The sequence below is a fragment of the Nocardia otitidiscaviarum NBRC 14405 genome (genome assembly GCF_000308635.1).
In the GTDB taxonomy this organism is placed as follows: domain Bacteria; phylum Actinomycetota; class Actinomycetes; order Mycobacteriales; family Mycobacteriaceae; genus Nocardia; species Nocardia otitidiscaviarum.
Genome location: NZ_BAGD01000054.1, coordinates 64,313 through 86,560, shown reverse-complemented (window position 1 = coordinate 86,560; position 22,248 = coordinate 64,313). Strand labels below are relative to the sequence as shown.

General features: G+C 70.0%; 22 protein-coding genes. 16 read left to right on the top strand and 6 right to left on the bottom strand.

Translation table 11 applies throughout. The annotated features are described in order from the left end of the window. The first annotated feature begins 30 nt into the window (after positions 1-30). The 6 genes from ON31_RS10435 to ON31_RS10415 all read left to right on the top strand — a co-directional run bounded on the left by ON31_RS10435 (position 31) and on the right by ON31_RS10415 (position 6,029). Entirely contained in the window at positions 31-609 is a 579-nt protein-coding gene (locus ON31_RS10435; RefSeq protein WP_039812119.1) for a TetR/AcrR family transcriptional regulator, read from the top strand. A gap of 21 nt (positions 610-630) precedes the next feature. Next, a complete protein-coding gene (locus tag ON31_RS10430; protein WP_255222048.1) occupies positions 631-1,374 on the top strand; it encodes a class I SAM-dependent DNA methyltransferase in 744 nt (247 codons plus the stop codon). Positions 1,375-1,429: 55 nt separating this feature from the next. Then, the gene (locus ON31_RS10425) at positions 1,430-2,809 is read left to right on the top strand and encodes an FAD-dependent oxidoreductase (protein ID WP_039812116.1); all 1,380 of its coding nucleotides are present in this window, start codon (positions 1,430-1,432) and stop codon (positions 2,807-2,809) included. 102 nt (positions 2,810-2,911) lie between these two features. Next, positions 2,912-3,151: a hypothetical protein gene (locus ON31_RS36585; RefSeq protein WP_143980227.1), complete on the top strand. Its 240-nt coding sequence runs from the start codon at positions 2,912-2,914 to the stop codon at positions 3,149-3,151. Between the two features lie 224 nt (positions 3,152-3,375). Next, positions 3,376-4,914 (top strand): substrate-binding domain-containing protein, encoded by a 1,539-nt coding sequence (locus ON31_RS10420; RefSeq protein ID WP_039812335.1) that lies wholly within the window; start codon positions 3,376-3,378, stop codon positions 4,912-4,914. 374 nt (positions 4,915-5,288) lie between these two features. After that, positions 5,289-6,029 carry a helix-turn-helix domain-containing protein gene (locus ON31_RS10415; RefSeq protein WP_039812113.1) on the top strand — a complete coding sequence of 247 codons (741 nt, stop codon included), beginning with the start codon at positions 5,289-5,291 and terminating at the stop codon, positions 6,027-6,029. Here the strand turns inward: ON31_RS10415 and soxR are convergent, their stop codons facing one another. After that, positions 6,030-6,512: a redox-sensitive transcriptional activator SoxR gene (gene soxR, locus ON31_RS10410; RefSeq protein ID WP_039812110.1), complete on the bottom strand. Its 483-nt coding sequence runs from the start codon at positions 6,510-6,512 to the stop codon at positions 6,030-6,032. It abuts the gene before it with no gap. A gap of 76 nt (positions 6,513-6,588) precedes the next feature. Between soxR and ON31_RS10405 the strand changes: the two genes are divergently transcribed. Continuing rightward, on the top strand, positions 6,589-7,992 hold the full coding sequence (locus ON31_RS10405) for an MFS transporter (protein ID WP_255222047.1): 1,404 nt from the start codon (positions 6,589-6,591) through the stop codon (positions 7,990-7,992). Between the two features lies 1 nt (position 7,993). Here the strand turns inward: ON31_RS10405 and ON31_RS10400 are convergent, their stop codons facing one another. Continuing rightward, positions 7,994-8,494, bottom strand: coding sequence for a CGNR zinc finger domain-containing protein (locus ON31_RS10400; protein WP_039812106.1), 501 nt, complete (start codon positions 8,492-8,494; stop codon positions 7,994-7,996). 25 nt (positions 8,495-8,519) lie between these two features. Here ON31_RS10400 and ON31_RS37265 point away from each other — a divergent pair, with 25 nt between their 5' ends. Next, on the top strand, positions 8,520-8,681 hold the full coding sequence (locus ON31_RS37265) for a hypothetical protein (RefSeq protein WP_162836489.1): 162 nt from the start codon (positions 8,520-8,522) through the stop codon (positions 8,679-8,681). Between the two features lie 24 nt (positions 8,682-8,705). Here ON31_RS37265 and ON31_RS10390 read toward each other — a convergent pair whose 3' ends face one another. Together ON31_RS10390 and ON31_RS10385 are read right to left on the bottom strand one after the other, a co-directional pair. Then, positions 8,706-9,179 carry a L,D-transpeptidase gene (locus ON31_RS10390; protein WP_029929530.1) on the bottom strand — a complete coding sequence of 158 codons (474 nt, stop codon included), beginning with the start codon at positions 9,177-9,179 and terminating at the stop codon, positions 8,706-8,708. A 201-nt stretch (positions 9,180-9,380) separates the two neighbouring features. Continuing rightward, positions 9,381-10,064: a TetR/AcrR family transcriptional regulator gene (locus ON31_RS10385; RefSeq protein WP_039812102.1), complete on the bottom strand. Its 684-nt coding sequence runs from the start codon at positions 10,062-10,064 to the stop codon at positions 9,381-9,383. A 102-nt stretch (positions 10,065-10,166) separates the two neighbouring features. On the opposite strand from ON31_RS10385, the gene ON31_RS10380 reads away from it, so the two are divergent. Then, positions 10,167-11,954, top strand: a complete 1,788-nt coding sequence (locus ON31_RS10380) for an ABC transporter ATP-binding protein (RefSeq protein WP_039812332.1) — start codon at positions 10,167-10,169, stop codon at positions 11,952-11,954. Further along, on the top strand, positions 11,951-13,687 hold the full coding sequence (locus tag ON31_RS10375) for an ABC transporter ATP-binding protein (protein ID WP_039812100.1): 1,737 nt from the start codon (positions 11,951-11,953) through the stop codon (positions 13,685-13,687). The genes ON31_RS10380 and ON31_RS10375 overlap by 4 nt, the downstream gene beginning before the upstream one ends. A gap of 10 nt (positions 13,688-13,697) precedes the next feature. On the opposite strand, the gene ON31_RS10370 is transcribed toward ON31_RS10375, so the two are convergent. Then, complete coding sequence (locus ON31_RS10370; protein WP_039812330.1) at positions 13,698-14,186, bottom strand: GbsR/MarR family transcriptional regulator; 489 nt, start codon at positions 14,184-14,186, stop codon at positions 13,698-13,700. 16 nt (positions 14,187-14,202) lie between these two features. Further along, on the bottom strand, positions 14,203-14,724 hold the full coding sequence (locus tag ON31_RS10365; RefSeq protein ID WP_039812097.1) for a GbsR/MarR family transcriptional regulator: 522 nt from the start codon (positions 14,722-14,724) through the stop codon (positions 14,203-14,205). Between the two features lie 92 nt (positions 14,725-14,816). Here ON31_RS10365 and ON31_RS10360 point away from each other — a divergent pair, with 92 nt between their 5' ends. From ON31_RS10360 to ON31_RS10335, 6 genes are all read left to right on the top strand, one after another. After that, on the top strand, positions 14,817-15,740 hold the full coding sequence (locus ON31_RS10360) for an ABC transporter ATP-binding protein (protein ID WP_039812328.1): 924 nt from the start codon (positions 14,817-14,819) through the stop codon (positions 15,738-15,740). Further along, on the top strand, positions 15,737-17,389 hold the full coding sequence (locus ON31_RS10355; protein WP_039812095.1) for an ABC transporter permease: 1,653 nt from the start codon (positions 15,737-15,739) through the stop codon (positions 17,387-17,389). Before ON31_RS10360 ends, ON31_RS10355 begins: the two co-directional genes overlap by 4 nt. 62 nt (positions 17,390-17,451) lie before the next feature. Further along, entirely contained in the window at positions 17,452-18,783 is a 1,332-nt protein-coding gene (locus tag ON31_RS10350) for an NfeD family protein (RefSeq protein ID WP_218007308.1), read from the top strand. A 5-nt stretch (positions 18,784-18,788) separates the two neighbouring features. Beyond that, positions 18,789-19,580, top strand: coding sequence for a slipin family protein (locus tag ON31_RS10345; RefSeq protein ID WP_255056014.1), 792 nt, complete (start codon positions 18,789-18,791; stop codon positions 19,578-19,580). A 28-nt stretch (positions 19,581-19,608) separates the two neighbouring features. Further along, entirely contained in the window at positions 19,609-20,583 is a 975-nt protein-coding gene (locus ON31_RS10340; protein WP_147287196.1) for a hypothetical protein, read from the top strand. A gap of 113 nt (positions 20,584-20,696) precedes the next feature. Further along, positions 20,697-22,241 carry an alanine/glycine:cation symporter family protein gene (locus ON31_RS10335; RefSeq protein ID WP_039812087.1) on the top strand — a complete coding sequence of 515 codons (1,545 nt, stop codon included), beginning with the start codon at positions 20,697-20,699 and terminating at the stop codon, positions 22,239-22,241. Positions 22,242-22,248: the final 7 nt, after the last annotated feature.

Sequence of the window (22,248 nt, the reverse complement as noted above, 5' to 3'; positions counted from 1 at the left end):
AACATAACCGAATTCTGTTATTCTCCGACTGTGGCACGCGCACCCCTGGGACGTCAACAGCTCCTCGACGCCGCCCGCGCCGAACTCCTCGACGGCAACGGCACGGTCGACCTGCACGCCCTCAAACGCCGCTCCGGCCTCAGCACCGGCGCGCTCTACCACCACTTCGGCTCCAAGGCCGGTCTGCTGGTCGCCGTCTACGAGCGATTCCACGCCGGGCTGGTCGCGGCCATCGCCGACGACACCCTCCCCGCCGGCGTGCACTGGACCGACCGGGAACACGCCCGCACCCGCAACTTCGTCGCCTACCACTTCGGCGACCCCCTCGCGGAACTGCTGCTCACCCGGATCGCGATGGAACCGGAGGTGGCCGAACTGGAGGCGGGCGCGCTCACCCGCCTCACCGCCGCCGCGGGCCGCAATATCCGCGAGGGCCAGCGGGACGGCGACATCGACCCCCGCATCGACCCCGAACTGGCCGGAGCCTGCATCATCGGCGCCCTGCGCTACGGCATCGCCGACCTGCTGCGCCGCGACCCCCGCCCCACCGTCGACGACGCCGCCGACCGACTCTGGGGTGTCATCGCGGGCGCGGTCACCATCCGCTGAGCCGGGCGGCACGGAAATCCCGTGGCGACAGCCCGCCGCGCCGCGCAAGATGTGGCCATGCCGAGCTTCGCGGACTTCGATCGTCGCCACTACCGCACCGTCGATGTCGCCACCGGATACGACGGCTGGGCCGACACCTACGAGAACACCGTCCTGGACGCGATGGACCTGGCGTTGCTGGCGCGCCTGCGGCGGCCGGACTGGGCCCGGGTGCGCCGGGCCGCGGATCTGGGCTGCGGCACCGGCCGCACCGGGGACTGGTTGCGTCGGCAGGGCACGGCACGCGTCGACGGCATCGACCTGAGCGCGGGCATGCTGGCATGGGCGCGGGAGCGCGGCGTCCACGCCTCGCTCACCCACGGCGACGTCCGTGAGACCGGCTGGGACGGCGGCGCTTACGACCTCGTCATCGCCTCGCTCATCGACGAACACCTCCCCGCGTTGCCGCCGCTCTACCGCGAGGCCCGCCGCCTGGCCACCCCGGGCGGACTGTTCGTCCTGGTCAGCTACCACCCGCAGTTCATGATGGTGGCCGGTATGCCCACCCACTACACCTCGGACGCCGGGGAACCTCTCGCCATCAGCACCCACCTGCACCGGGTCAGCGACCACGTGAGCGCGGGCACGGCGTCCGGATGGCGGCTCGTCGAACTGGCCGAGTCCACCATCGACGACACCTGGATCGACGCCAAGCCGAAGTGGGCCGAACTGCGCGGTCACCCGTTCACCATGGCGTCGGTCTGGGTCGCGGGCGAACCGGAGTGACAACCACCCCGTGGCAGGCCGTCGGAGCGGGGCGACTTCTCGTACCGTGGGCCGTATGAGCGAGCGCGTGGTGATCATCGGCGGGGATGCGGCGGGAATGTCGGCGGCATCGCAGGCGCGCCGATTGCGGCGGGTCGAGGAACTCGAGATCGTGGTGTTCGAACGGGGGCATTTCACCTCGTACTCGGCGTGCGGCATCCCCTACTGGGTGGGCGGCGACGTGACCGACCGCGATGAACTCATCGCGCGGACGCCCGCGGAGCATCGGGCGCGGGATATCGATCTGCGGCTGCGCACCGAGGTGGTCGAACTCGACGTGCCCGGCCGCCGGGTGCGGGCGCGCGAACTGGAGACCGGGGCCGAGAGCTGGTGGGACTACGACAAACTCGTCCTCGCCACCGGCGCGACGCCGATTCGGCCGCCGCTACCCGGCATCGACGCGGCCGGGGTGCACGGCGTGCAGACCCTCGACGACGGGCAGGCGCTCATCGACACCCTGGAAACCGTCGAAGGCAGGCGCGCGGTGGTGGTGGGCGCGGGCTATATCGGCGTCGAGATGGCGGAGGCGCTGATCAGTCGCGGATTCGACGTCACCCTGGTGAACCGGGGCACCGAACCCATGTCCACTCTCGACCCGGATATGGGCGTTCTCATCCGGAAAGCCATGGAAGGCATGGGCATTCGCGTTGTCGGTAATGCGGAGGTGACCGGCATCCGCACCGACGACGCGGGTCGGGCGCGCGCGGTCACCACCGCCGACGCCGAATACCCCGCCGATGTGGTGGTGCTCGGCATCGGCGTGCGCCCGGCCACCGAACTCGCCCGGGCGGCGGGGCTGCCGCAGGGGCAATCCGGCGGCCTGCTCACCGATCTGGCCATGCGGGTGCGCGGTCACGAGAACATCTGGGCCGGAGGCGATTGCGTGGAAGTGCTCGATCTCGTCTCCGGTTCCGAACGCCATATCCCGCTCGGCACCCACGCCAATAAACACGGACAGATCATCGGTTCCGGCGTCGGCGGCGATTACGCCACTTTCCCCGGCGTGGTCGGCACGGCGGTCAGCAAGGTGTGCGATCTGGAGGTGGCGCGAACAGGCTTGCGCGAGAAGGACGCCCGCGCGGTCGGACTGCAATTCGTCACCGTCGTCATCGAATCCACCAGTCGCTCGGGCTATTTCCCGGGTGCGGCTCCCATGACGGTGAAGATGCTGGCCGAACGCCGCTCCGGCCGCCTGCTCGGCGTGCAGATCGTCGGACGAGAGGGTGCGGGCAAGCGCATCGATATCGCGGCGGTCGCGCTCACCGCCCGCATGACCGTGGAGCAGATGATCGCCCTCGATCTCGGCTACGCCCCGCCGTTCTCTCCGGTCTGGGATCCGGTGCTGGTGGCCGCACGCAAGGCGGCGTCGGCACTGCGGAAGCAAGACAGAAACTGATCGGTCTGTTGACTCGACTTTGTAACAATACCGTCAATCGAAACGCGACCGACCGGCCGGGCTCCGCCGAATTCCCTTGAGCTGGTTGTACCGTCGAAATCCATGACGGAGAAAAAGCACATCGGCCTGTTCGTCGGTGCGTCTGTTTGTGCCGCCTTGATCGCATTGAATCCCGCCGCCGCCTGGGCTTCCGGCGATGTCGGACCGGCTCCGGCCCCCGGGCCGGGCAACCATTCACCCGGCTCACCGGCCGGGGCCATACCCGAACGCCCCGTTCCGGCTCCCGAGCGCATCGTGCCCGCGAGCCCACCGGGGGTAGGCGGCTTCTGCCCGACGCTGTAGACCGCATCGAATCAACCACTCGCCCTCGGGTTGTCACGGCAGACTCCGACCTCCGCGGCAACCCGAGCCGAATTCAGTTGAAACAACACCGTTCCACCCGCCGTACCACCCCGCCCCGGTTGCGATCGGGAGAACACCGGCCGAACATCCGGACCTGCGGGTGTCCCCGCCCTGGTGTATGAATCAGAATCGATTTCTTCCAACGATTCTCGGGAGTGGGCGGGGTGGAAGGCTTTCCTTTGGCCGAGGTGTCGGCGATTCTCGGCATCCTCGTACCGGCGCTGGCGTTCCTCTGGGAATTCGTGGTGGTCGGGCGCAAACGCCTCGGCTATCGCGTGCAGATGGACACCCCCGTCACCGGCGAGGTCGAATCCGCGTTCCCGGGCCTGCTGACCCAGCTGCGCCCGCGTCCCGACGGCTCGCTGGCCGACCTGTCCATCGTGCTGCTGCGAGTGGAGAACGACGGCGCGACCACCATCGACCAGCACGACTACCGGGTGCACGACGGCGTGGCCGCCGGTCTGTCGGTCATCTTCGAGCGGCGGCGCGTGGTCGGCTACGCCGTCACCGAACTCAGCGACCGCGACCTGGGCCGCAGCCTCACCGGCACCTCCGGCATCGCCATCCGCGAGGACACCGAACGCGACTTCGGCGTCCTCGACCTACCCCGGGTCCCGCTCAACCGGGGCGACCACTACAAGCTGCTCACCATCCTGCGCCGCACCGGCGGCACCGACGACTACCCCGCGCCACGGCTGGAGGGACGGCTCAAGAACGGCCGCGTGCACGAGAACCGCAGCCGCACCCGACCCAGCCCCTGGGGCGTCGCCCTGATCCTGTTCCTGGTGTCGGTCATCGCGGTACAGCTCACCATCGCGGTGACCCAGCCCCGGGCCGCACCGCTGGACTGCGCGTCGGGTCGGCTCACCCTCACCGGTTCGACCGCGCTCGCCCCGGCCATCCAGGCCGCCGCCACCGCCTACGAGAAGGTTTGCCCCGACGCCGACTTCACCGCCGACTTCCGCGGCAGCGAGGTCGGGCTGCAAACCCTGAACGCCGCCGGATCCGCGGCGGCCGACAACGCCTCACCCGCCATGGTGGCCGTTTCCGACGGTGAGAAGGGTGACGGCTACCCCCGCCTGCTCCCCCGCCCGGTGGCGTTCTCGCTGTTCACCCTGGTCGTACATCCCGACACGGGGGTCGCCGATCTGTCGCGTGCGAATATCCGTGCGCTGTACGAGGGTTCGATCACCAACTGGAGCGAGCTCGGCGGGCGCGACCTGCCGGTCCGCATCGTCGGCCGCAATCGGGGCTCGGGCACCCGTCAGACCTTCGAGAACCAGCTACTCGACGGCGCGTGGCATCCCGACGCCAATTCCACCGACTGCCGCACCATCGGCAATCCGGCCGCCAGCGGACCGGTCCGCTGCGAACGGCTGAGCACCGCGGAGGTCCTCACCACCGTCGCCGCCCTGCCCGGCGCGCTGGGCTACGCGGAACTGGGTGCGGCCGTGCCCCGCCGTGACGTCACCCTGGTCCGTATCGACGGGCACGCGGCCGAACTGCGCACTGCCACGCACGGCGCCTATCCGTTCTGGAACACCGAATTCGCCTACACCTACGGCGACCCCGCCGCCGAATCCCTCACCGCCAGCTTCTTGCGCTACCTCACCACCCAGCTCGGCCGGGACATCCTGCGGGCGCACGGCAACATCCCCTGCGACGAACTCGACAATCCGGTGCGCTGCCGCCCCACCGGCTGAGCCCGCGTGCGCCGCGATCGGTGCGCGACTCCCCAGAGCGCACCGATCGCGGCGACATCGTCGCCCATGGCGTCCCGGTGCGGGCCGATTCGCCATGGGGGATACCCCAGCGGTACGGGCCGCGACCCTCGCCGACCGCGTCCATACCGTCCCCTCCTGGCATCCGGCAGCCATCCTGTCTCGGACGGCCCTGAGAGCATCCCGAGTCGACCCACCGGGGGTCAAGCCGAGGTCCTGTCCCAATTTGTCCCAGTTACCAGACCGGGTGAGATGTGCGTCACTCCGACGGTTCGGGCAATCGCCCCATCTGGCGGTAGGTTCATCGGGTAATCGCCAGCCGTTGGCAGCAGTCGTCTCAGGAGGTCGCACCCGCAGTGGAGCCACGGGAGGCCATCGCCGGTTACCTGCGAGAACGCCGCGCGGCCGCGGGTCTGACCCGCGCCGAGCTGGCCCGCCGGGCCGGTATCTCCGAGGGGCTCATCCAAAAACTGGAACAGGGCACCCGGCCGCCGACCTCCACCGCCCTGGGCGCGCTGTTCGACGCGCTCGACGTGCCGACCAACTACCGCGAGTACGCGGCCAACGTGCTGCAACCGGAACTCACCGCGATCTCGGCCACGACACAGGCGCCGAGCCGCGCGGAGCTGGACTTCCTGGAGAGCATCCCGTACCCGGCCTGCTACCAGACCGTCCCCGCCCTGGATCTGATCGCCGGTAACGCCGCGTACCGGCGCGCGTTCCCGGGCCTGGAGGAACCGGGCACCAACATCATGGCCTGGATGCTGCTGCATCCGGTCGCCCGCGAGGTCATCGCCGATTGGGAACGCGAGGTGCACCTCATGGTGCATTCGTTCCGGCACATGGCCCACGGCGTCACCGCCCCCGAGCGCATCGCCGAGATCACCGAACTCTGCGCACGCTCCTCCGACTGGCAGCGCCTCTGGCACACCGACATCCCGCCCACCGACATCCCCCGCCGCCCCGTCCGGATCCGCCCCGTCGAGGGCGGCGACTGGACGCCTATGTACGTCCAACTGCTGCGCTGCGAACTCCCCCGCCGCGACTGGTGGGTCTACTCCATGGTTCCGCTGCGCGGCATCCGCCCCGCCCCCTGATCACCGGCCGTCGACATCGGGCCGATCGTCGGCCTCCGGATGCAGCAGCCGGTAGGGCCCCGACCCGCGCTCGGCCAGGGCGTCACTCGGATTGAGCAGGTAGCAGCGCCGCAGCGACAGGCAGCCGCAGCCGATACACCCGGTGAGCTCCCGCTGTAGCTGCTCGATCTCCCGCCGCCGCGCCTCGAGGTGGTCGCTCCAGCGCCTGGAGATCCGGTCCCAGTCGCGTTTGCTCGGCATCCGGTCCTCGGGCAGCGCCACGAACACCTCGGCCACCTCGGCCAGCGGAATCCCGAGCCGCTTGGCGAACAGCACCAGCGACAGCCGCCGCAGCACATGGCGGCGGTAGCGGCGCTGATTGCCGGAGGTGCGGACCGAGGAGATCAGGCCCTGCTCTTCGTAGAAGCGCACGGCGGAAGTAGCGACCCCGGCGCGCCGGGCGAGTTCGCCGATGGTCAGCAGATCGGTCGGTGCCTGTCCCATACCCGCTCTCTTGACTTCAATAGAACTTGAAGTTCTAGCGTAGCGCCCTGTGACCGCAACACCATCGAAACCCGCAGTGACTACGACTAATCCGGAGGACGGCGCATCGAGTGCCGTGACCGGCGGCTGGTCCGAACTGTTCTCCGGACACTATCTCGCGAGTGTGCTCGTCCTGGCGGGCGGCGTCGCGCTGTATGCGATGAACCTCTACTTCACCGCCGCGCTGATGCCGTCGATCGTGGCCGATATCGGCGGCGCGCGGTACTACGCGTGGGTGGCGACCGGTTTCCTCATGGCGGCGGTGATCGCCGCCATGCTGGTCAGCCGCGTGCTCGGCCGGTGGGGTGCGGCGGCCGCCTACCTCGCCGGTTTCCTGGTCTTCTCCCTCGGAGCCGCGATCAATGCGCTCAGCCCGACCATGGAGCTACTCGTCGTGGGCCGGGTGGTGCAGGGCCTCGGCGGCGGGCTGCTTGCCGGGCTCGGCTTCGCGGTCATCAGAAGTACGCTGCCGCAACACCTCTGGGCGCGCGGAGCCGGGCTGGTATCGGCCATGTGGGGAGTGGGGACGCTGGTCGGGCCCGCGCTGGGCGGACTGTTCGCCGAACTCGGGGCGTGGCGGTGGGCCTACGGGCTGCTGCTGGCGGTGGCGCTGCTGCTGGCCGCGCTCACCCGCCGCACACTGCCGCGCGCGGCCGAATCCACCGACCGCAGCCGCGTTCCGGTGGCCGCACTGGTGACACTGACCCTCGCGGCCAGCGCGTTCAGCCTGAGTTCTACCGTGCCCGAGGGTATTTCGACCACCATCGCACTCGTCGCGGGTGTGCTGCTGATCGCCGCGTTCCTGTCGATCGATGCCAGGGGCGCGGTGAGCGTGCTCCCCCGCTCCACCTACGCGCGCGGGAATTCCCTCAAATGGGTCTATCTGACGGTGGCGGCGCTGTGCGCGGGGGTGATGACCGAGAACTTCGTGCCGCTGTTCGGCCAGCGCCTCGGCGGTCTGTCACCGCTCGTCGCCGGATTGCTCGGCGCGGCACTGTCGGTCGGCTGGGTGGTGGCGCAGCTGTTCAGCGTCGGCCTCACCGCGCCCGCCGCGCGGCGGGCGATCCGCATCGCACCGCTGCTGCTCACCGGCGGGCTGCTCGCCTACGGCCTGCTCCAGGCCGACGCCGCCCCCGGCGTCGTCGTCATCGCCTGGGCCGTGGTGCTCTTCGTCGCGGGCACCGGCATCGGCCTGGCCTTTCCGCACCTGAGCGTGGCCGCCATGAGCAGCACCGACGATCCGGCGGAGGGCGCGCAGGCCGCGGCGGCGCTCAACACCACCCAGCTCATCACCTACGCCGTCACCTCGGCCATCGCGGGCACACTGATCCGGCTCGGGGACGCGTCGGTGGTGGACTCGGCCCGGCTCATGGCGCTGGGCATCGCCGTCCTCACCGCATTCGGCGTAGCGACGGCGGTTCTCGCCACCCGCACGCGGTAGGTCAGCGGCTGGCGCGGCGGCGGTGCGCGGCGACGTGCACGGCCGTCGAGCAGCGGGTGGAGCAGAAGCGGCGGCGGCCGTTGCGCGAGGTGTCCACGAACACGATGGCGCAGCCGTCGCGGGCGCAGCGGCCGATGCGGTGCGGGTCCTCGCAGAACAGCGACGCCAGGCCGAAGGCCGTGTACGCCTTCACCCGCTCGTCCACCGGGGCCGTCTCGTCGGAGTAGTGCAGATGCGGGGCGCGGCCGTCGTGGGTGGAGATGTAGGGGCGACTGGTGGTCGCGGCCAGCAGCGCGTTGAGCAGTTCGACCGACGGCCGGTCGAAGACCGCGTCGAGTGCCGCGCTCCAGCGCCGCAATTCGGCCTGCTGGCGGGCGTCGATGGGGCCGAGCGGCTTGTAGTCCGCTTCGGCCAGCAGGCGACCGAGGTCTTGTTCGGGTGGGGCGTTCACCAGGCGCACGGCCAGTTCGGCCGCCACCCCGCCGTAAGGGTTGAAATGCACTGAACCATTACAGCAGGGTGGAACCATGTCAGCCACCTGCCCCACCTGCGCCTGGCCCACCCCGACCACCGTGTCCACCCACGGCGACGTGCGCTACCTGCGCTGCGTCTGCGGGCGGTGGCTGATCCAGGAGCGCGGGGCCGTACTCGCCACCGCCGGGGAGAGCGTCTTCGCCGACTCGGAGTGAGTCCGGTCCAGGAGTGAGTCCGGTCTAGACGACCACCTGCACCACGTCACCCGGTGACAGATGATGGAACGTCGTCTCCGCACCCTCCGGCGTCATCCGGATACACCCGTGCGACTGCTCCTCGATCGGTCCGATATGGGTGGCGATGTCCCCGTTGAAGAAGACCGCCCACTTCATCGGCACGTGGTGCAGGGTGCTCCAGTGGTCTTCCCGTTTGAACGCGACCCGGAAGGTCCCCGGCGGCGTCTCGTATCCGGGCCGTCCGTGCGAGATCGGTGTCGGCCCGTAGGTGACCCGGCCGTCCTCCATCAGCCACGCCTCATTGGTCGACAGCCGCATGCACATGCGCGCCGAGGCGTCACACGGCGCGACCACCGGCGCGGGCGGTGGCGGCGGGATGATCGCCGGGACACCCGGGATATCGGGTCCGCCCGGCCACAGCGGTTCGGCCTGCGCGGGCGCGGCGACGACGAGTCCGGCCGCCACCAGGCCGACCACGGCCGCGACCCGACCTGTCCACCAACGACCTGTCCACCAACGACCTGTCCGGGAACGCTTCCTATCCATGACGCTTCCAGCCTCTCGCCTCGACCGGGCGGCGGGCAGCCGAATCACCGGTCGTCTGTATGGAAGGGCCCTGTGGGTATCGCCATATTCCGGAAGACAATCAATGGTACTGTCCGGCAGCCTTTTCCGCGATCATTCCGGACGCACCGCGGACGGCAGCAGGCCGTCCACGATGGCGGCCAGGCCTTGGCGGTGTGTATCCCGGACGGTCAGCTCGGCCCAGCGGTCGGCGATCGCGGCGACCGTGGGCAGTGCGGTCACGTCCAGGTCGGCCAGCGCGTCCGCGCGGTCCAGCGCGGCGGCACGCTCCGGCGCGGCCTGTCGGCGTTCCCGGTTCGCGCGCATGACCAGATCGCCGACGATGTAGTACCAGAGGGTGCGGTACACGTCGACGGCCTGCTCGGGAGTGTGGCCGCAGGCCACCGCCGCCGCCATCATGACCTCCACCATGGGCATGGCCGAGGGGACGACGAGCGGGTCGGCCGCCAACACCTCCACGATCCACGGGCGTTCGGCCAGACGCTCGTACAGCACCAGCGCCGCGGCGAGCAACCGCTGCCGGGGATCATCGGGCAACTCCAGTCGCGGGATCTCCCGCGCGTGCGACTCCAGGACCAGTAGCAGCAGTTCGTCCTTGTCGCGCACGTGGTGATACAGCGCCATCGCGGTGCTGTCGAGTTCCTTGGCCAGCCGCCGCATGGACAGCGCCTCCGGCCCCTCGTCGCGCAGTACCCGGTCGGCGGCGGCGACGATCGATTCCCGGGACAGCCGCGCCGGTCGGCCCGCCCTGCCCCGTGGTGCTGTAGCTCCGGACATCCGACCATCCTCCCCTACTCCCCGCTGCGGTCCGCCGGGGCGGTGGCTCGGCGCGCGCGCTCGAGGTACCTTTATTTTACGCGTATAGAAATGGATGGAGCCATGCCTGCCACCGACCTCGCCGAGCCCGCCGACGCCCTGTCCGCGCCGCACCTCGCACGCCGCTACGGACCCGGTTTCGCGGCCGTCGTCACCCTGCAGATCATCGGCGCGATCGCCGGTCTCGCCCCACTGCTGGCGGTCGTCGAACTCGGCCGAATGCTGTTGTCGCCCAATCCCCTCGACCATGGGGACGTCCGATTCGCGGTCATCGCCGGTGCGGTCGGCCTGTTCGTGCGCCTGCTGTGCACGGCCGCGTCCGCGGGCATCGGTCATCTGCTCGACGGCCACATCCAGCTGTGGCTGCGACGGCGGCTGGCCGCGCACCTGGGAACGGTGCCGATCGGCTGGGTCTCCCGGCGACGCACCGGCGAACTGGCCACCGCGGTGGGACCGGATGTGAGCGCCGTGCATCCGTTGCTCGCGCACGCCCCGGGCGAACTCGTCAACGCCTTCGTGGTGCCACTGGTCGCGCTGGCCTACCTGGTCACCGTCGACTGGCGGCTCACACTCATCACCCTGATCCCGGTGGCGCTGGCGGTGGCCGTGGTTCCGCTCATGCTGACCCCGACCCGGCAGCGCGAACAACAGGACCGTGATGCGGCCATGGGCCGCATCGCCGCCGCGGCGGTGGAGTTCGTCCAAGGCATCGCGGTGGTGAAGGCATTCGGCGGCGGCCAGCGGGCGCATCACGCGTTCCGCACGGCCACAGCGGAATTCGCCGACGTCTTCCGTCGCTGGGTGCTCGGCCTGTCCGGCCCCGCCGCGGCCGTGTCGGTGGCGCTGTCGCCACCGTTCGTCCTGCTGGTGACCCTCGTCGGCGGTGCCGCGCTGATCACCGGCGGCTCGCTGACCCCGGCCGATCTGCTGCCCTTCCTGCTGCTCGGACTGGGACTGACCGCACCCGTCGCCGCCCTCGGCCACGGCTTCGACGATCTGGTCGAGGCCCGTGCCGCATTCGGCCGAATCCGGAACGTGCTTGCGGTACCGCCCCTTTCGACACCAGCCCACCCGAAGCGGCCGCGGGGGCACCGCGTCGAACTGCGCGGCGTCCGCTTCGGCTACGACGACGACCACGAGGTGCTGCGCGGTATCGACCTGACCCTCGACCCCGGCACGGTCACCGCCGTCGTGGGACCTTCGGGCAGCGGAAAGTCCACGCTGGCACAGCTGCTGCCGCGCTTCTTCGACCCGACCCACGGCCGGATCCGGCTCGGTGGAGTCGATCTGCGCGATATCGACAGCCGTGATCTGCACGCATCGATCTCGTTCGTCTTCCAGGATGTGCGGCTGCTGCGCGCGTCGATCGCGGAGAACATCGCGCTGGCGGTACCGCACGCCGACCGCCACGCGGTAGCGCGCGTCGCCCGACTGGCGAACATCCACGACCGGATTCTCGAACTGCCGCGCGGCTACGACGCGGTGGTCGGCGTGGACGTGCGACTGTCGGGCGGTGAGGCGCAACGGATCTCGATCGCCCGGGCACTGCTCGCCGATGCCCCGGTGCTGGTGCTCGACGAGGCGACCGCCTTCGCCGACCCACGCACCGAACGCGCCGTGCGAGACGCCCTGGCCGCGCTGGCGGGTGACCGCACGGTACTCGTGATCGCACACCGGCTCGAGACCATCGCCGACGCCGACACCGTCGTCGTGCTCGCGGACGGGCAGATCGTCGAATCCGGCCGACCCGCAGAACTATTGGCGCGCGGTGGCCGTTTCGCCGCCCTCTGGCACGCACACCGATCCGCCCACATCGACGGCGATATCACACCGGGAGCCGACCACTCATGATTCGCATGCTGCTACGACTGCTGGGTCCCGACTACGCCGCGCCCATGCGGCACACCGTGGCCCTCATGACCGCGGCCGCCCTGGCCGAAGGGCTGTCCTACGCGCTGCTGGTGCCCGTACTGCGAGCCCTGTTCGGGGATCATCCCGGCGACGCCCGTCCCTGGCTGATCGCCTTCGCGGGCGCGGTCGCGGGCTACGCCGTGCTGCGCTATCGCAGTGACCTGTCCGGCTTCCGCGTCGGCATCGCGTTGCTGCGCGGCGTCTATCACCGATTCGGCGATCATCTGGCCCGGCTGCCGTTGGGCTGGTTCGACTCCGGTCGTGTCGGGCAGGTGTCGACGCTGGCCGGCGAGGGCATCCTGGGTGCCATGGGCGCGGCGGCGCATCTGCTGTCCCCGTTCATCTCCGCATCCGTGACCCCGCTGACGATCCTGGCCGTGGTCCTCGTCGTCGACTGGCGGCTGGGCCTGGCCGCCCTGCTCGCGGTGCCGGTCGTGGTGGCGATTCAGTGGTGGGCGGGGCGCGCGAGCGCCGCCGCCGACGCCCAACGGCTCGAACGCGGCAGCGAGGCCGCCGGGCGCGTCATCGAATACCTGCAGGCGCAGCCGGTGCTGCGCAGCGGCGGCCGCACCGCCGCTCGCTTCGACCTGCTCGACGACGCGCTGTCCGCACTCGAGCGAACCGCACGCCGCTCCACACTGTCGGCGCTGCCCGGCATCATCGGCCTGACGGTCACGGTGCAGGCGGTGTTCACCGCCCTGCTGGCGCTGGGCGCGTATCTGGCACTGGGCGGAGCCATCGGCGCGGCCGAACTGCTGGTGGTGCTGGTCCTCGCCGCCCGCTGCGCCGACCCGCTGCTGTCGCTGGCGGAGATCGGCGGCAAGATGCGTGCCACCCGAGCGGAACTGGCCCGCCTCGACGCGGTGCTGCGCACTCCGCCGCTGCCGCAGCCGCGCCGGCCGATCGAGCCGGTGCGCGCGGATCTCGAACTCGACGCCGTCACGCTGGGATCATCGACGCCGAGCACGGGCCAGCAGGGCCGCACGGTGATCGACGGCCTGACGCTGTCGGTGCCGGAGGGCAGCCGCCTCGCCATCGTCGGACCGTCGGGTGCGGGCAAGAGCACCCTGCTCCAACTGCTCGCCCGATTCCACGACGTGGACGCGGGCGCGGTGCGCCTCGGCGGCGTCGACATGCGCGACATCGCCACGGAGACACTGATGGAGCGCATCGCCATCGTCTTCCAGGAGGTGTACCTCTTCGACGGCACCATCGAGGAGAACGTCCGCCTCGGCCGCCCCGACGCCGCGCCCGAGCAGGTCCGGGCGGCGGCCACCGCCGCCCGCCTGGACGAGGTGGTCGCCCGACTGCCCCGGGGCTGGGACACTCCGGTCGGCGAGGGCGGCACACTGCTGTCCGGCGGTGAGCGCCAACGCGTCTCGATTGCGCGAGCGTTGCTGAAGGATTCCCCCGTCATCCTGCTGGACGAGATCACCGCCGCGCTGGACCCGCTCAACGAGGCGGCCGTGCACGCCGCCCTCGACCGCCTCACCGCGGGTCGCACCGTCGTGCAGGTCGCCCACCGGCTGCGCACCGTGCGACGGGCCGACCACATCGCCTTCCTGGACAACGGTCGGATCGTCGAGCAGGGCACCCACGACGAATTGCTGCGGCTGGGTGGCCGCTACGCCGAATTCTGGCAGCTCGCACTGGTTCCCACCGCGAGCGAGTGAGCGGTCGGCGTCAGGACTCCCCGGCGCGGCGGGCGTGCCAGCGGTCGAAGAGTACGGGGAGTTCGGCGACGAAGAAGTCGAAGAAGTCGCGCATCTCGGCGAGGCGGCGTCCCACCGGGGTGTCCGCGCCGAGGAGTTCGACGCCCTCACCGGCGGTTTCGGACCACATCTTCATCATGCGGTCGCGTTTGAGGAAGCTCGCGTACCACAGATCGTCGCGCAGTCGGTACGAGTCGCGGCGTTCACCGGGCACGCGTTCCTTGGTGATCAGCCCGACCTGGTCGAGATAGGCCACCGCGCCGGATACCGCCGCAGGGCTGATCGACAGCGCCTCGGTGAGTTCCCGGGCCGACATCCGGCCCTCCTCGGTCACCATGAGCGCCGCGAACACCCGCGCGGGCATCCGGGGCCAGCCCATATCGGTGAGCCCCAGCGCCAACTTCTCGACGAAGCGGGCCGTGGCGTCGCCACGGTCGGATGGGGCCGGATTCGCCGACACCAGCACTCCTCTCGGATCAGCCGACAGGATCGGCGGACGCGGACTCGTCCCCGAACAGCTCCTGGCGGCGCTGCTGCCATCGTCGCATCGTGTGCGGCAGTTCGGCGCGCATGAACCGGTAGTACTCGAGTGTTTCGCGCACGCGGCGGCCGCCGGGACGAGCGTGGTCGAGCAGTTCGACCCCTTCGTTGAGGAAGCGCACCGAGCGATCCAGGGCCTCCTGCCGCTGCATGGTGATGGCGTACCAGACGTCGTCGTCGTAGACGCGGTAGGTGTCGTGCCGGGCGCCGGGTTCGCGCTCACGGCCGAGCAGTCCGATCCGCACCAGGTGGCGGACCGCTCCCGAGACGGCGGCCGGGCTCACCCGTAGGCCCCGGGCCAGTTCCTGGGCGGTGTAGCGCTCGGCGTCATCGGCGAGGACGAAGGCGAACACCCGCGCCGAGGTGCGCGGCATGCCGGATTCGGTGAGCAACAGCGCGAACTGTTCCACGAACCGCAGGACGGCTTTCTCCTGCTGATCCTCCGGCGCTGTCGACACCCGTTCAACCTCCCATTGCCGTTATCGATGAGTAGCTACATCATAGCTTTTAGAACATTCACAAATTTGTGAAAGATATGTACGCTGCCTTCATGGACAACGCCATCGCCATCACCGGACTGCACAAGTCCTTCGGCCCCACCCAGGCACTCGACGGCCTCGATCTGCAGGTCGCCCGGGGCGAGGTGCACGGCTTCCTGGGCCCGAACGGCGCGGGAAAGACGACCACCATCCGGGTCCTGCTCGGACTACTCCAAGCCGACCGGGGCGAGGTGAATCTGCTCGGCGGCGACCCCTGGAACGACGCGGTGGACCTGCACCGGCGACTCGCCTACGTTCCCGGCGACGTGGAGCTGTGGCCCAACCTCACCGGCGGCGAGGCCATCGACCTGTTCGGCCGCCTACGCGGCGGACTGGACAAGCGGCTGCGCGACGAACTCATCGAACGCTTCGATCTCGACCCGACCAAGAAGGGGCGCACCTACTCCAAGGGCAACCGGCAGAAGGTCGCGCTCATCGCCGCGCTGGCCGCCGACGTGGAACTGTTCCTGCTCGACGAACCCACCGCGGGCCTCGACCCGCTGATGGAGGTCGTCTTCCAGGACGTGGTGCACGAGGTGAAGAGCGCCGGTGCGACCGTCCTGCTGTCGAGTCACATTCTGGCCCAGGTGGAGAAGCTCGCCGATCGGGTGAGCATCATCCGACAGGGCCAGGTCGTGCAGTCCGGAACCCTCACCGAGATGCGGCATCTCACCCGCACCTCGGTCGAGGCCGTGACCGAGCGCCCGGTCACGGGACTGGCGGAACTGGCCGGTGTCCACCACGTCACCACCGAGGACGGCAGGCTGCGCTTCGATGTCGACGGCGCGGCGCTCGACGCGGCCATCGCCCGGGTCAGCGCCGCCGGTATCCGCTCACTGACCAGCCATCCGCCCACCCTCGAGGAACTCATGCTGCGGCACTACGGCGACGAGCTCGCCGCCAGCGGCAACGGCCAGGGAGTGAGCGCGCGATGAGCACCCTCACCGGTACCGCCGCGCCCACCCGGCCCGCCGCCGGGCACGGCACCGCCTTCACCGGAACCGGCACCCTGCTGCGCTTCATGCTGCGCCGCGACCGAATCAAGTTGCCCGCCTGGATCATCGGCATCACCTTCATGGGTTTGTACTACGCGGCCGCGCTGCCGCAGGTGTACAAGACCCAGGAGGATCTGCGCGCGGTCAGCCAATTCGCCGAGGGCACCATGGGCGCGCTCATCGCCGGTCCGGGCTACGGATTGACCGATCCCACCGTCGAATCCGTGATCGTCGCCATCTACGGGCTGTACTTCCTGCTGCTGGCCGCGCTGATGAACATCCTGCTCATCTCCCGGCACACCAGGGTGGAGGAGCAGACCGGCCGGGCCGAGCTGATCCGCGCCAACGCCGTCGGCCGCCACGCCCCGCTCACCGCAGCGCTGCTGCTGGCGGTAGCCGCGAATGTGGCGCTGTCCCTGCTGATCGCGGGCAGCTTCGCCATCTCCGGTCTCGATACCAGCGGTGCGCCGCTGTTCGGCGCGAGCGTCGGCGCCGCCGGTCTCGTCTTCGCCGGGATCACCGCGGTGACCGTGCAGATCACCGAATACTCCCGCGCCGCATCGGGTGTGGCCGGTGCCGCACTCGGCGTGGCGTATGTGGTGCGCGCGGCCGGGGATACGATCCGGGAGGGCGGCAGCGCGCTGTCCTGGTTCTCCCCCCTGGCCTGGTCGCAGCAGACCCGCGCCTACGTGGATCCGCGCTGGTGGCCGCTGGCGCTGTCGGTCGGCTGTGCCGTCGCGGCGGCGGCGATCGGCTACGCACTGTCGAGCCGCCGCGATCTGAACGCCGGTCTGGTCGCGCCGCGCCGCGGAAACCGTGAGGCCCCCGGCTGGCTCGATTCCCCTGTCGCCCTTGCCTTCCGGCTCCAGCGGGCAAGCCTGATCGGCTGGTCGCTGGCGCTGGCGGCGAGCGGGCTGCTCTACGGCGCGCTCACCAGCACCCTGGTCGACGCGTTCGAGGATCTGCCCGACAATGTCGTCGACGTCATGGGCGGTGACCCGAGCCGCATGCTGGACGGCTACGTCAGCACCATGGCCGTCTTCGACGCCCTGCTGGTGGCGATCTTCGTCATTCTCGGTGTGCAGTCGCTGCGCGGCGAGGAGACCAAGGGCCACGCCGAACCCGTGCTGGCCACCGGCACCAGCCGCTGGGCGCTGTTCGGCGGCTGGATCGGGGTGCTGGCGGCCGGGGCGGCCGCCCTGCTGCTGGTGGTCGGCGCGGCACTGGGCGTATCGGCGGCCATCTCCATCGGCGACGGCTCCTACCTGGGCAAGGTCATCGCGGCGCATCTGGTCTACCTACCCGCCGTCCTGGTGGTGCTGGCGGTGGCGGCGCTGCTGTTCGGCGTCGTGCCGGGAGCGGTCGGCGCGGCCTGGGCGCTGTTCGGCTTCGCGATGATCCTCGCCTTCTTCGGATCCATCATGGACCTGCCGCAATGGGTGATGAACCTGTCGCCGTTCGAACACACCGCCGCGCTACCGCTGGAACCGATGACCTGGTCCCCGCTGGTCGTCCTCACCGCCCTCGCCCTCGCGCTGATCGGGGCGGGCGGCACGGCCTTCCGGCGGCGTGACCTGGACATGAACTAGCCAACGGCGCGGATCGCGGATCCGGAGGTTTGCGTTCGCCCGCGCGTGACACTCGAAGAACAGTGAATACCGGTCTGCACCGGAGCGCGATCGCGCCCGCACTGCTGCTACTGCTGGCGGGCGCGGTCGCTCTCGTCTCCGCACTGCTGGGCGGCGGCACCGCGCACGGTCAGCAGGCGGACAGCGGTGTGCTGGCGACCTCGGTGGACGGCCCCATCACGACGGTCGTCGCCGACCATCTGCGCGAGGGCGTGCAGCGCGCCGAACGGGAGCAGCGCCGCGCCTTCCTGCTCGAACTGGACACCCCCGGCGGACTGGATACCGCCATGCGGGCGATCGTGCGGGAATTCCTCGACGCGCAGGTCCCGGTCGTGGTGTACGTCGCGCCGTCGGGGGCGCGGGCGGCCTCGGCCGGATCCATCATCACCTCCGCCGCCCATATCGCCGCCATGGCGCCGGGCACCACCATCGGCGCGGCCACTCCGGTGGACGCGGCCAGTGGCGAGGAGGCCGGCGGCAAGGTCGTCGAGGACGCCGCCGCCTACGCGGTGTCGATCGCCGAACAGCGGGGCCGCGATACCGAATTCGCCGAGGACACCGTCCGGGAGGGCCGCGCGGTCACCGACCGCGAGGCGGTGGAGATCGGCGCGGTGGACCTGGTGGCCGCCGACCGCGCCACCCTGCTGACCGAGATCGACGGCCGCACCGTGCGACTCGCCGACGGCACCGAAACCACCCTGCGCACCGCCGACGCCGCCGTGGACGACTACCGCATGGGCACCTTCGCCCAGCTGCGGCAGACCCTGGCCAACCCGACGCTGGCCTTCCTGCTGCTCTCCCTCGGCAGCCTCGCCATCCTGTACGAATTGGCAAGTCCCGGAGCGGGTCTGGGCGGTGTGCTGGGTGCGGTGATGTTGGCGCTCGCCTTCGTCTCGCTCGCCGTGCTGCCGGTGAATATCGCGGGTCTGCTGCTGCTGGGCCTGGCCGTGGCGCTGTTCGTGGCCGAACTGTTCACCCCCGGCATCGGGGTCTTCGCCGCCGGTGGGGCCATCGCCCTCGCGGTGTCCGGGTTGATGCTGTTCGACGAGCCGTTCGACGTCGACCCGCGCGTGCTGTGGCCGACGGCCGTGGTCGTCGGGCTGGGCGCGGCACTGGCCGGACGGCTGGCCCTGCGCGCCCGGCGCGCCCCCACCGTCTCCGGCAGCCAGACCCTGATCGGACAGGAGACCACCATCGAGGAGGCCGAGGGCGAGCGGGGACGCGCCCGACTGGAGGGCTCGTGGTGGAACGTGCGCAGCGACGGACCGCCGCTGCGTGCCGGGCAGCGGGTGCGGGTGGTCGACCTGCACGAGCTGACCCTCGTCGTCGAACCCCTCACACCGGAGAAGAAGTGAGTCAAGTGATACTCGGACTGATAGCCGCCGTGGTGGTCGTGCTGATGATGCTGGCCGCCGCCATCCGCATCGTGAACGAATACGAACGCGGCGTGATCTTCCGGCTCGGCCGGGTGATCGGCGCCAAGGGACCGGGCCTGTTCTTCATCATCCCGATCGTGGACCGCATGGTGAAGGTGTCGCTGCGCACGGTCACCATGGACATTCCGCCGCAGGACGTCATCACCAAGGACAATGTGACCGTCACCGTCAATGCCGTCACCTACTTCCGGGTCGTGGATCCGGTGCGATCGGTGGTGGCCGTGGAGGACCACGTCCTGGCCACCTCGCAATTCGCCCAGACCACCCTGCGCAGCATTCTCGGCCAGACCGATCTGGACGATCTGCTGATCAATCGCGAGCAGGTGAACTCGCAACTGCAGAAGATCATCGACGAGGTCACCAACCCGTGGGGCGTCAAAGTGGACCACGTGGAGGTCAAGGATGTGGAGTTGCCCGAGAGCATGCGCCGCGCCATGGCCCGGCAGGCCGAATCCGAACGTGAGCGCCGCGCGAAGGTGATCCACGCCAAGGGTGAACAGGAGGCCGCGGAGACCCTGGGCAAGGCCGCCGAGGTCATGGAGCGCCGCCCGGCCGCGCTGCAACTGCGGGTGCTGTCCACCATGGCCGATATCTCGGCGGACCGCAGTTCGACGCTGATCTTCCCGCTGCCCATGGAGTTCGTGAAGCTGGCCGATGCGGTGCGCCCGCTCGCCGAGGCCGCCGCCGCGCGGACGGAGGAGCCCCCGCAGCGGTGACCGCCCGCTGCGTTATCGTCGTCCCAGCATGTCGATACGTCGTTTTCTCCCCCGGGCAACATCGGAGTTGCCGACCGCCGATGGTCCGGCGCGCGCCCGCGCGCGGATCCCGGCGGCGTCCCGCCCGCTGCGCTGTGCGGCGGCACTGGCGGCACTACTGGGACTGACGGCGTGCTCGACCCGCGACGAGACCCCGATGCACCAGGGCGCCGCGCTCGCCCACCCCACCGCCGTGACGCCCGCGGATTACGAATTCCCGCTGGCCTGGGCCGGTGACTACACCTTCCGCTGGAGCGCCGCGGGCGATATCGACCTCGGCGCGCCGGAGGCGGCGGTGGTGCGCGCCTTCGCGGAGAGCACACAGGTGGCGCTGTCGGTGGGGGCGCGACTCGCGTATCCCGGCTACGCGGAGGTCATTCCGAACGGCAAATGGCTGCGCATTCCGGATGGCGGCGCGTACCCGCCGGGTGCGGCCGAGGGGGACTGGAAGCTGCGCTGGGCGGGCACCTTTCTCGGACGGATCCTGCGCATCCAGCCCGATGCCAGCGGTTTCACCGCCATGTACTGCCTGGACGACGTGGACGTGGCCGAGTCCTACGATGCCGGAGCCACCTACACCTGGCGGCAGGATCAGCCCGGGAAGCCGCCCCGCGGACTCCCGGTGTGGCTGACCGTACGCTCGACCGCCGCCCCCGCCGATCCCGAGGCCCCCGCGGCCGATACCGCCGGGGCAACCGGGGTGGACGCCCGCACCACCGAATTCGGGCATCGGCGGGCGCCGAACTACGACGTCTTCGAGGGCTGGACGATCACCGACGTCACGGCCACCGCGCCCCGCGACGCCGAGGCCGCCGCCCTCGCCGCGGCGTGCACGGCCTGGGCGCTCGACAATCCGCACATCAATCCGGCCTATCTGGCCGAGACGCCCAGCCGAGTACCGGCCGACCAGCTGCCCGAGGCGGCTCCGCCGCTGCCGGGCTGGGGTATCCGGATCGCCGAGTAGCCGAATGGTTGCGCTCAACTCTAACATCGACGTGATGGCCAATTAACAGCCGGTTGATGCCCGTTGTGCGAGGATTGCGCTTCATATCGACACCTCGCCTGGGAGAACGCGCTTTGGCTGACTTTCTGAATACCATCAACGGATATGTCTGGAGCAATGGGCTGGTCTACCTGTGTCTGGCGGCAGGTGTGTACTTCTCCATCCGATCCAGGTTCGTCCAGGTTCGCCAGGTGCCGGAGATGGTCCGGCTGATGCTCAAGGGCGAGAAGTCGCCGTCGGGCGTCTCCTCGTTCCAGGCGCTGGCGATGTCGCTGTCGGGTCGCGTGGGCACCGGCAATATCGCGGGCGTCGCCACCGCCATCGCCTTCGGCGGCCCCGGTGCACTGTTCTGGATGTGGACGGTGGCCTTCCTCGGCGCGTCCACGTCCTTCGTGGAGTGCACCCTGGGCCAGATCTACAAGACCCGCGACCAACTGACCGGTGAGTACCGCGGCGGCCCGGCCTACTACATCAGCAAGGCGATGGCGCACACCCGCGCCGCGCCGGCCTTCAAGATCTACGGCTTCGCCTTCGCCGCGGTGACCGTGCTCGCGTGCGGTCTGCTGCTGCCGAGCGTGCAGTCCAACTCCATGGCCTCGGCCATGAACCAGGCGTGGGACGTGCCGACCTGGGTGGTGGCCGTGGGCGCGGTCATCCTGCTGGCCTTCGTGATCATCGGCGGCGTCAAGCGCATCGCCGCCTTCGCCGCGGTCGTGGTGCCGTTCATGGCCATCGCCTACATCCTGGTCGCACTGATCATCGTGGCGTTCAACGCCGCGGAGATCCCGAACGTCATCAGCACCATCTTCGCCAGCGCGTTCGGCGCGGACGCGGCCTTCGGAGCGATTCTCGGCGCGGCGGTCATGTGGGGCGTCAAGCGCGGCGTCTACTCCAATGAGGCCGGACAGGGCACCGGACCGCACGCCGCCGCGGCGGCGGAGGTCTCGCACCCGGCCAAGCAGGGCCTCGTCCAGGCGTTCGCGGTCTACATCGACACCCTGTTCATCTGCACCGCGACCGGCTTCCTGCTGATGTCGACCGGTGCGTACCGGGTGTTCGAGGGTGAGAGCGCCGACGGCACGGTACTGGCCGACGGCGGCGCGCTGCCGTCGGACACGGTGGTCGGCCCGGCCTTCGCCCAGACCGCGGTGGACACCCTGTGGAGCGGTGTCGGTGCCAGCTTCGTCGCCATCTCGCTGGCCTTCTTCTGCCTGACCACGATCATCGCCTACTACTACATGGCGGAGACCAACCTCCGCTTCCTGCTGGGCAAGTACGCACCGATCCCGGTTCCGCTGATCCGCGGCACCATCGGCTCGAACGTGACCCTGCTGCTGCAGGCGCTGATCCTGGTCTCGGTCACCATCGGCGCGGTCGCCACCGCCACCGACGCGTGGACCCTCGGCGATATCGGCGTCGGCCTGATGGCCTGGCTCAACATCATCGGCATCCTGATCCTGCAGCAACCGGCCTACAAGGCGCTGCGTGATTTCGAACGCCAGAAGAAGGCCGGACTGGACCCGACCTTCGATCCGCTGGCCCTGGGCATCCCCGGTGCCACCTTCTGGGAGACCTACGATCCGAAGTCCCGGGACAAGCTGACCAAGACCTCGGCCTAGCCGGCTC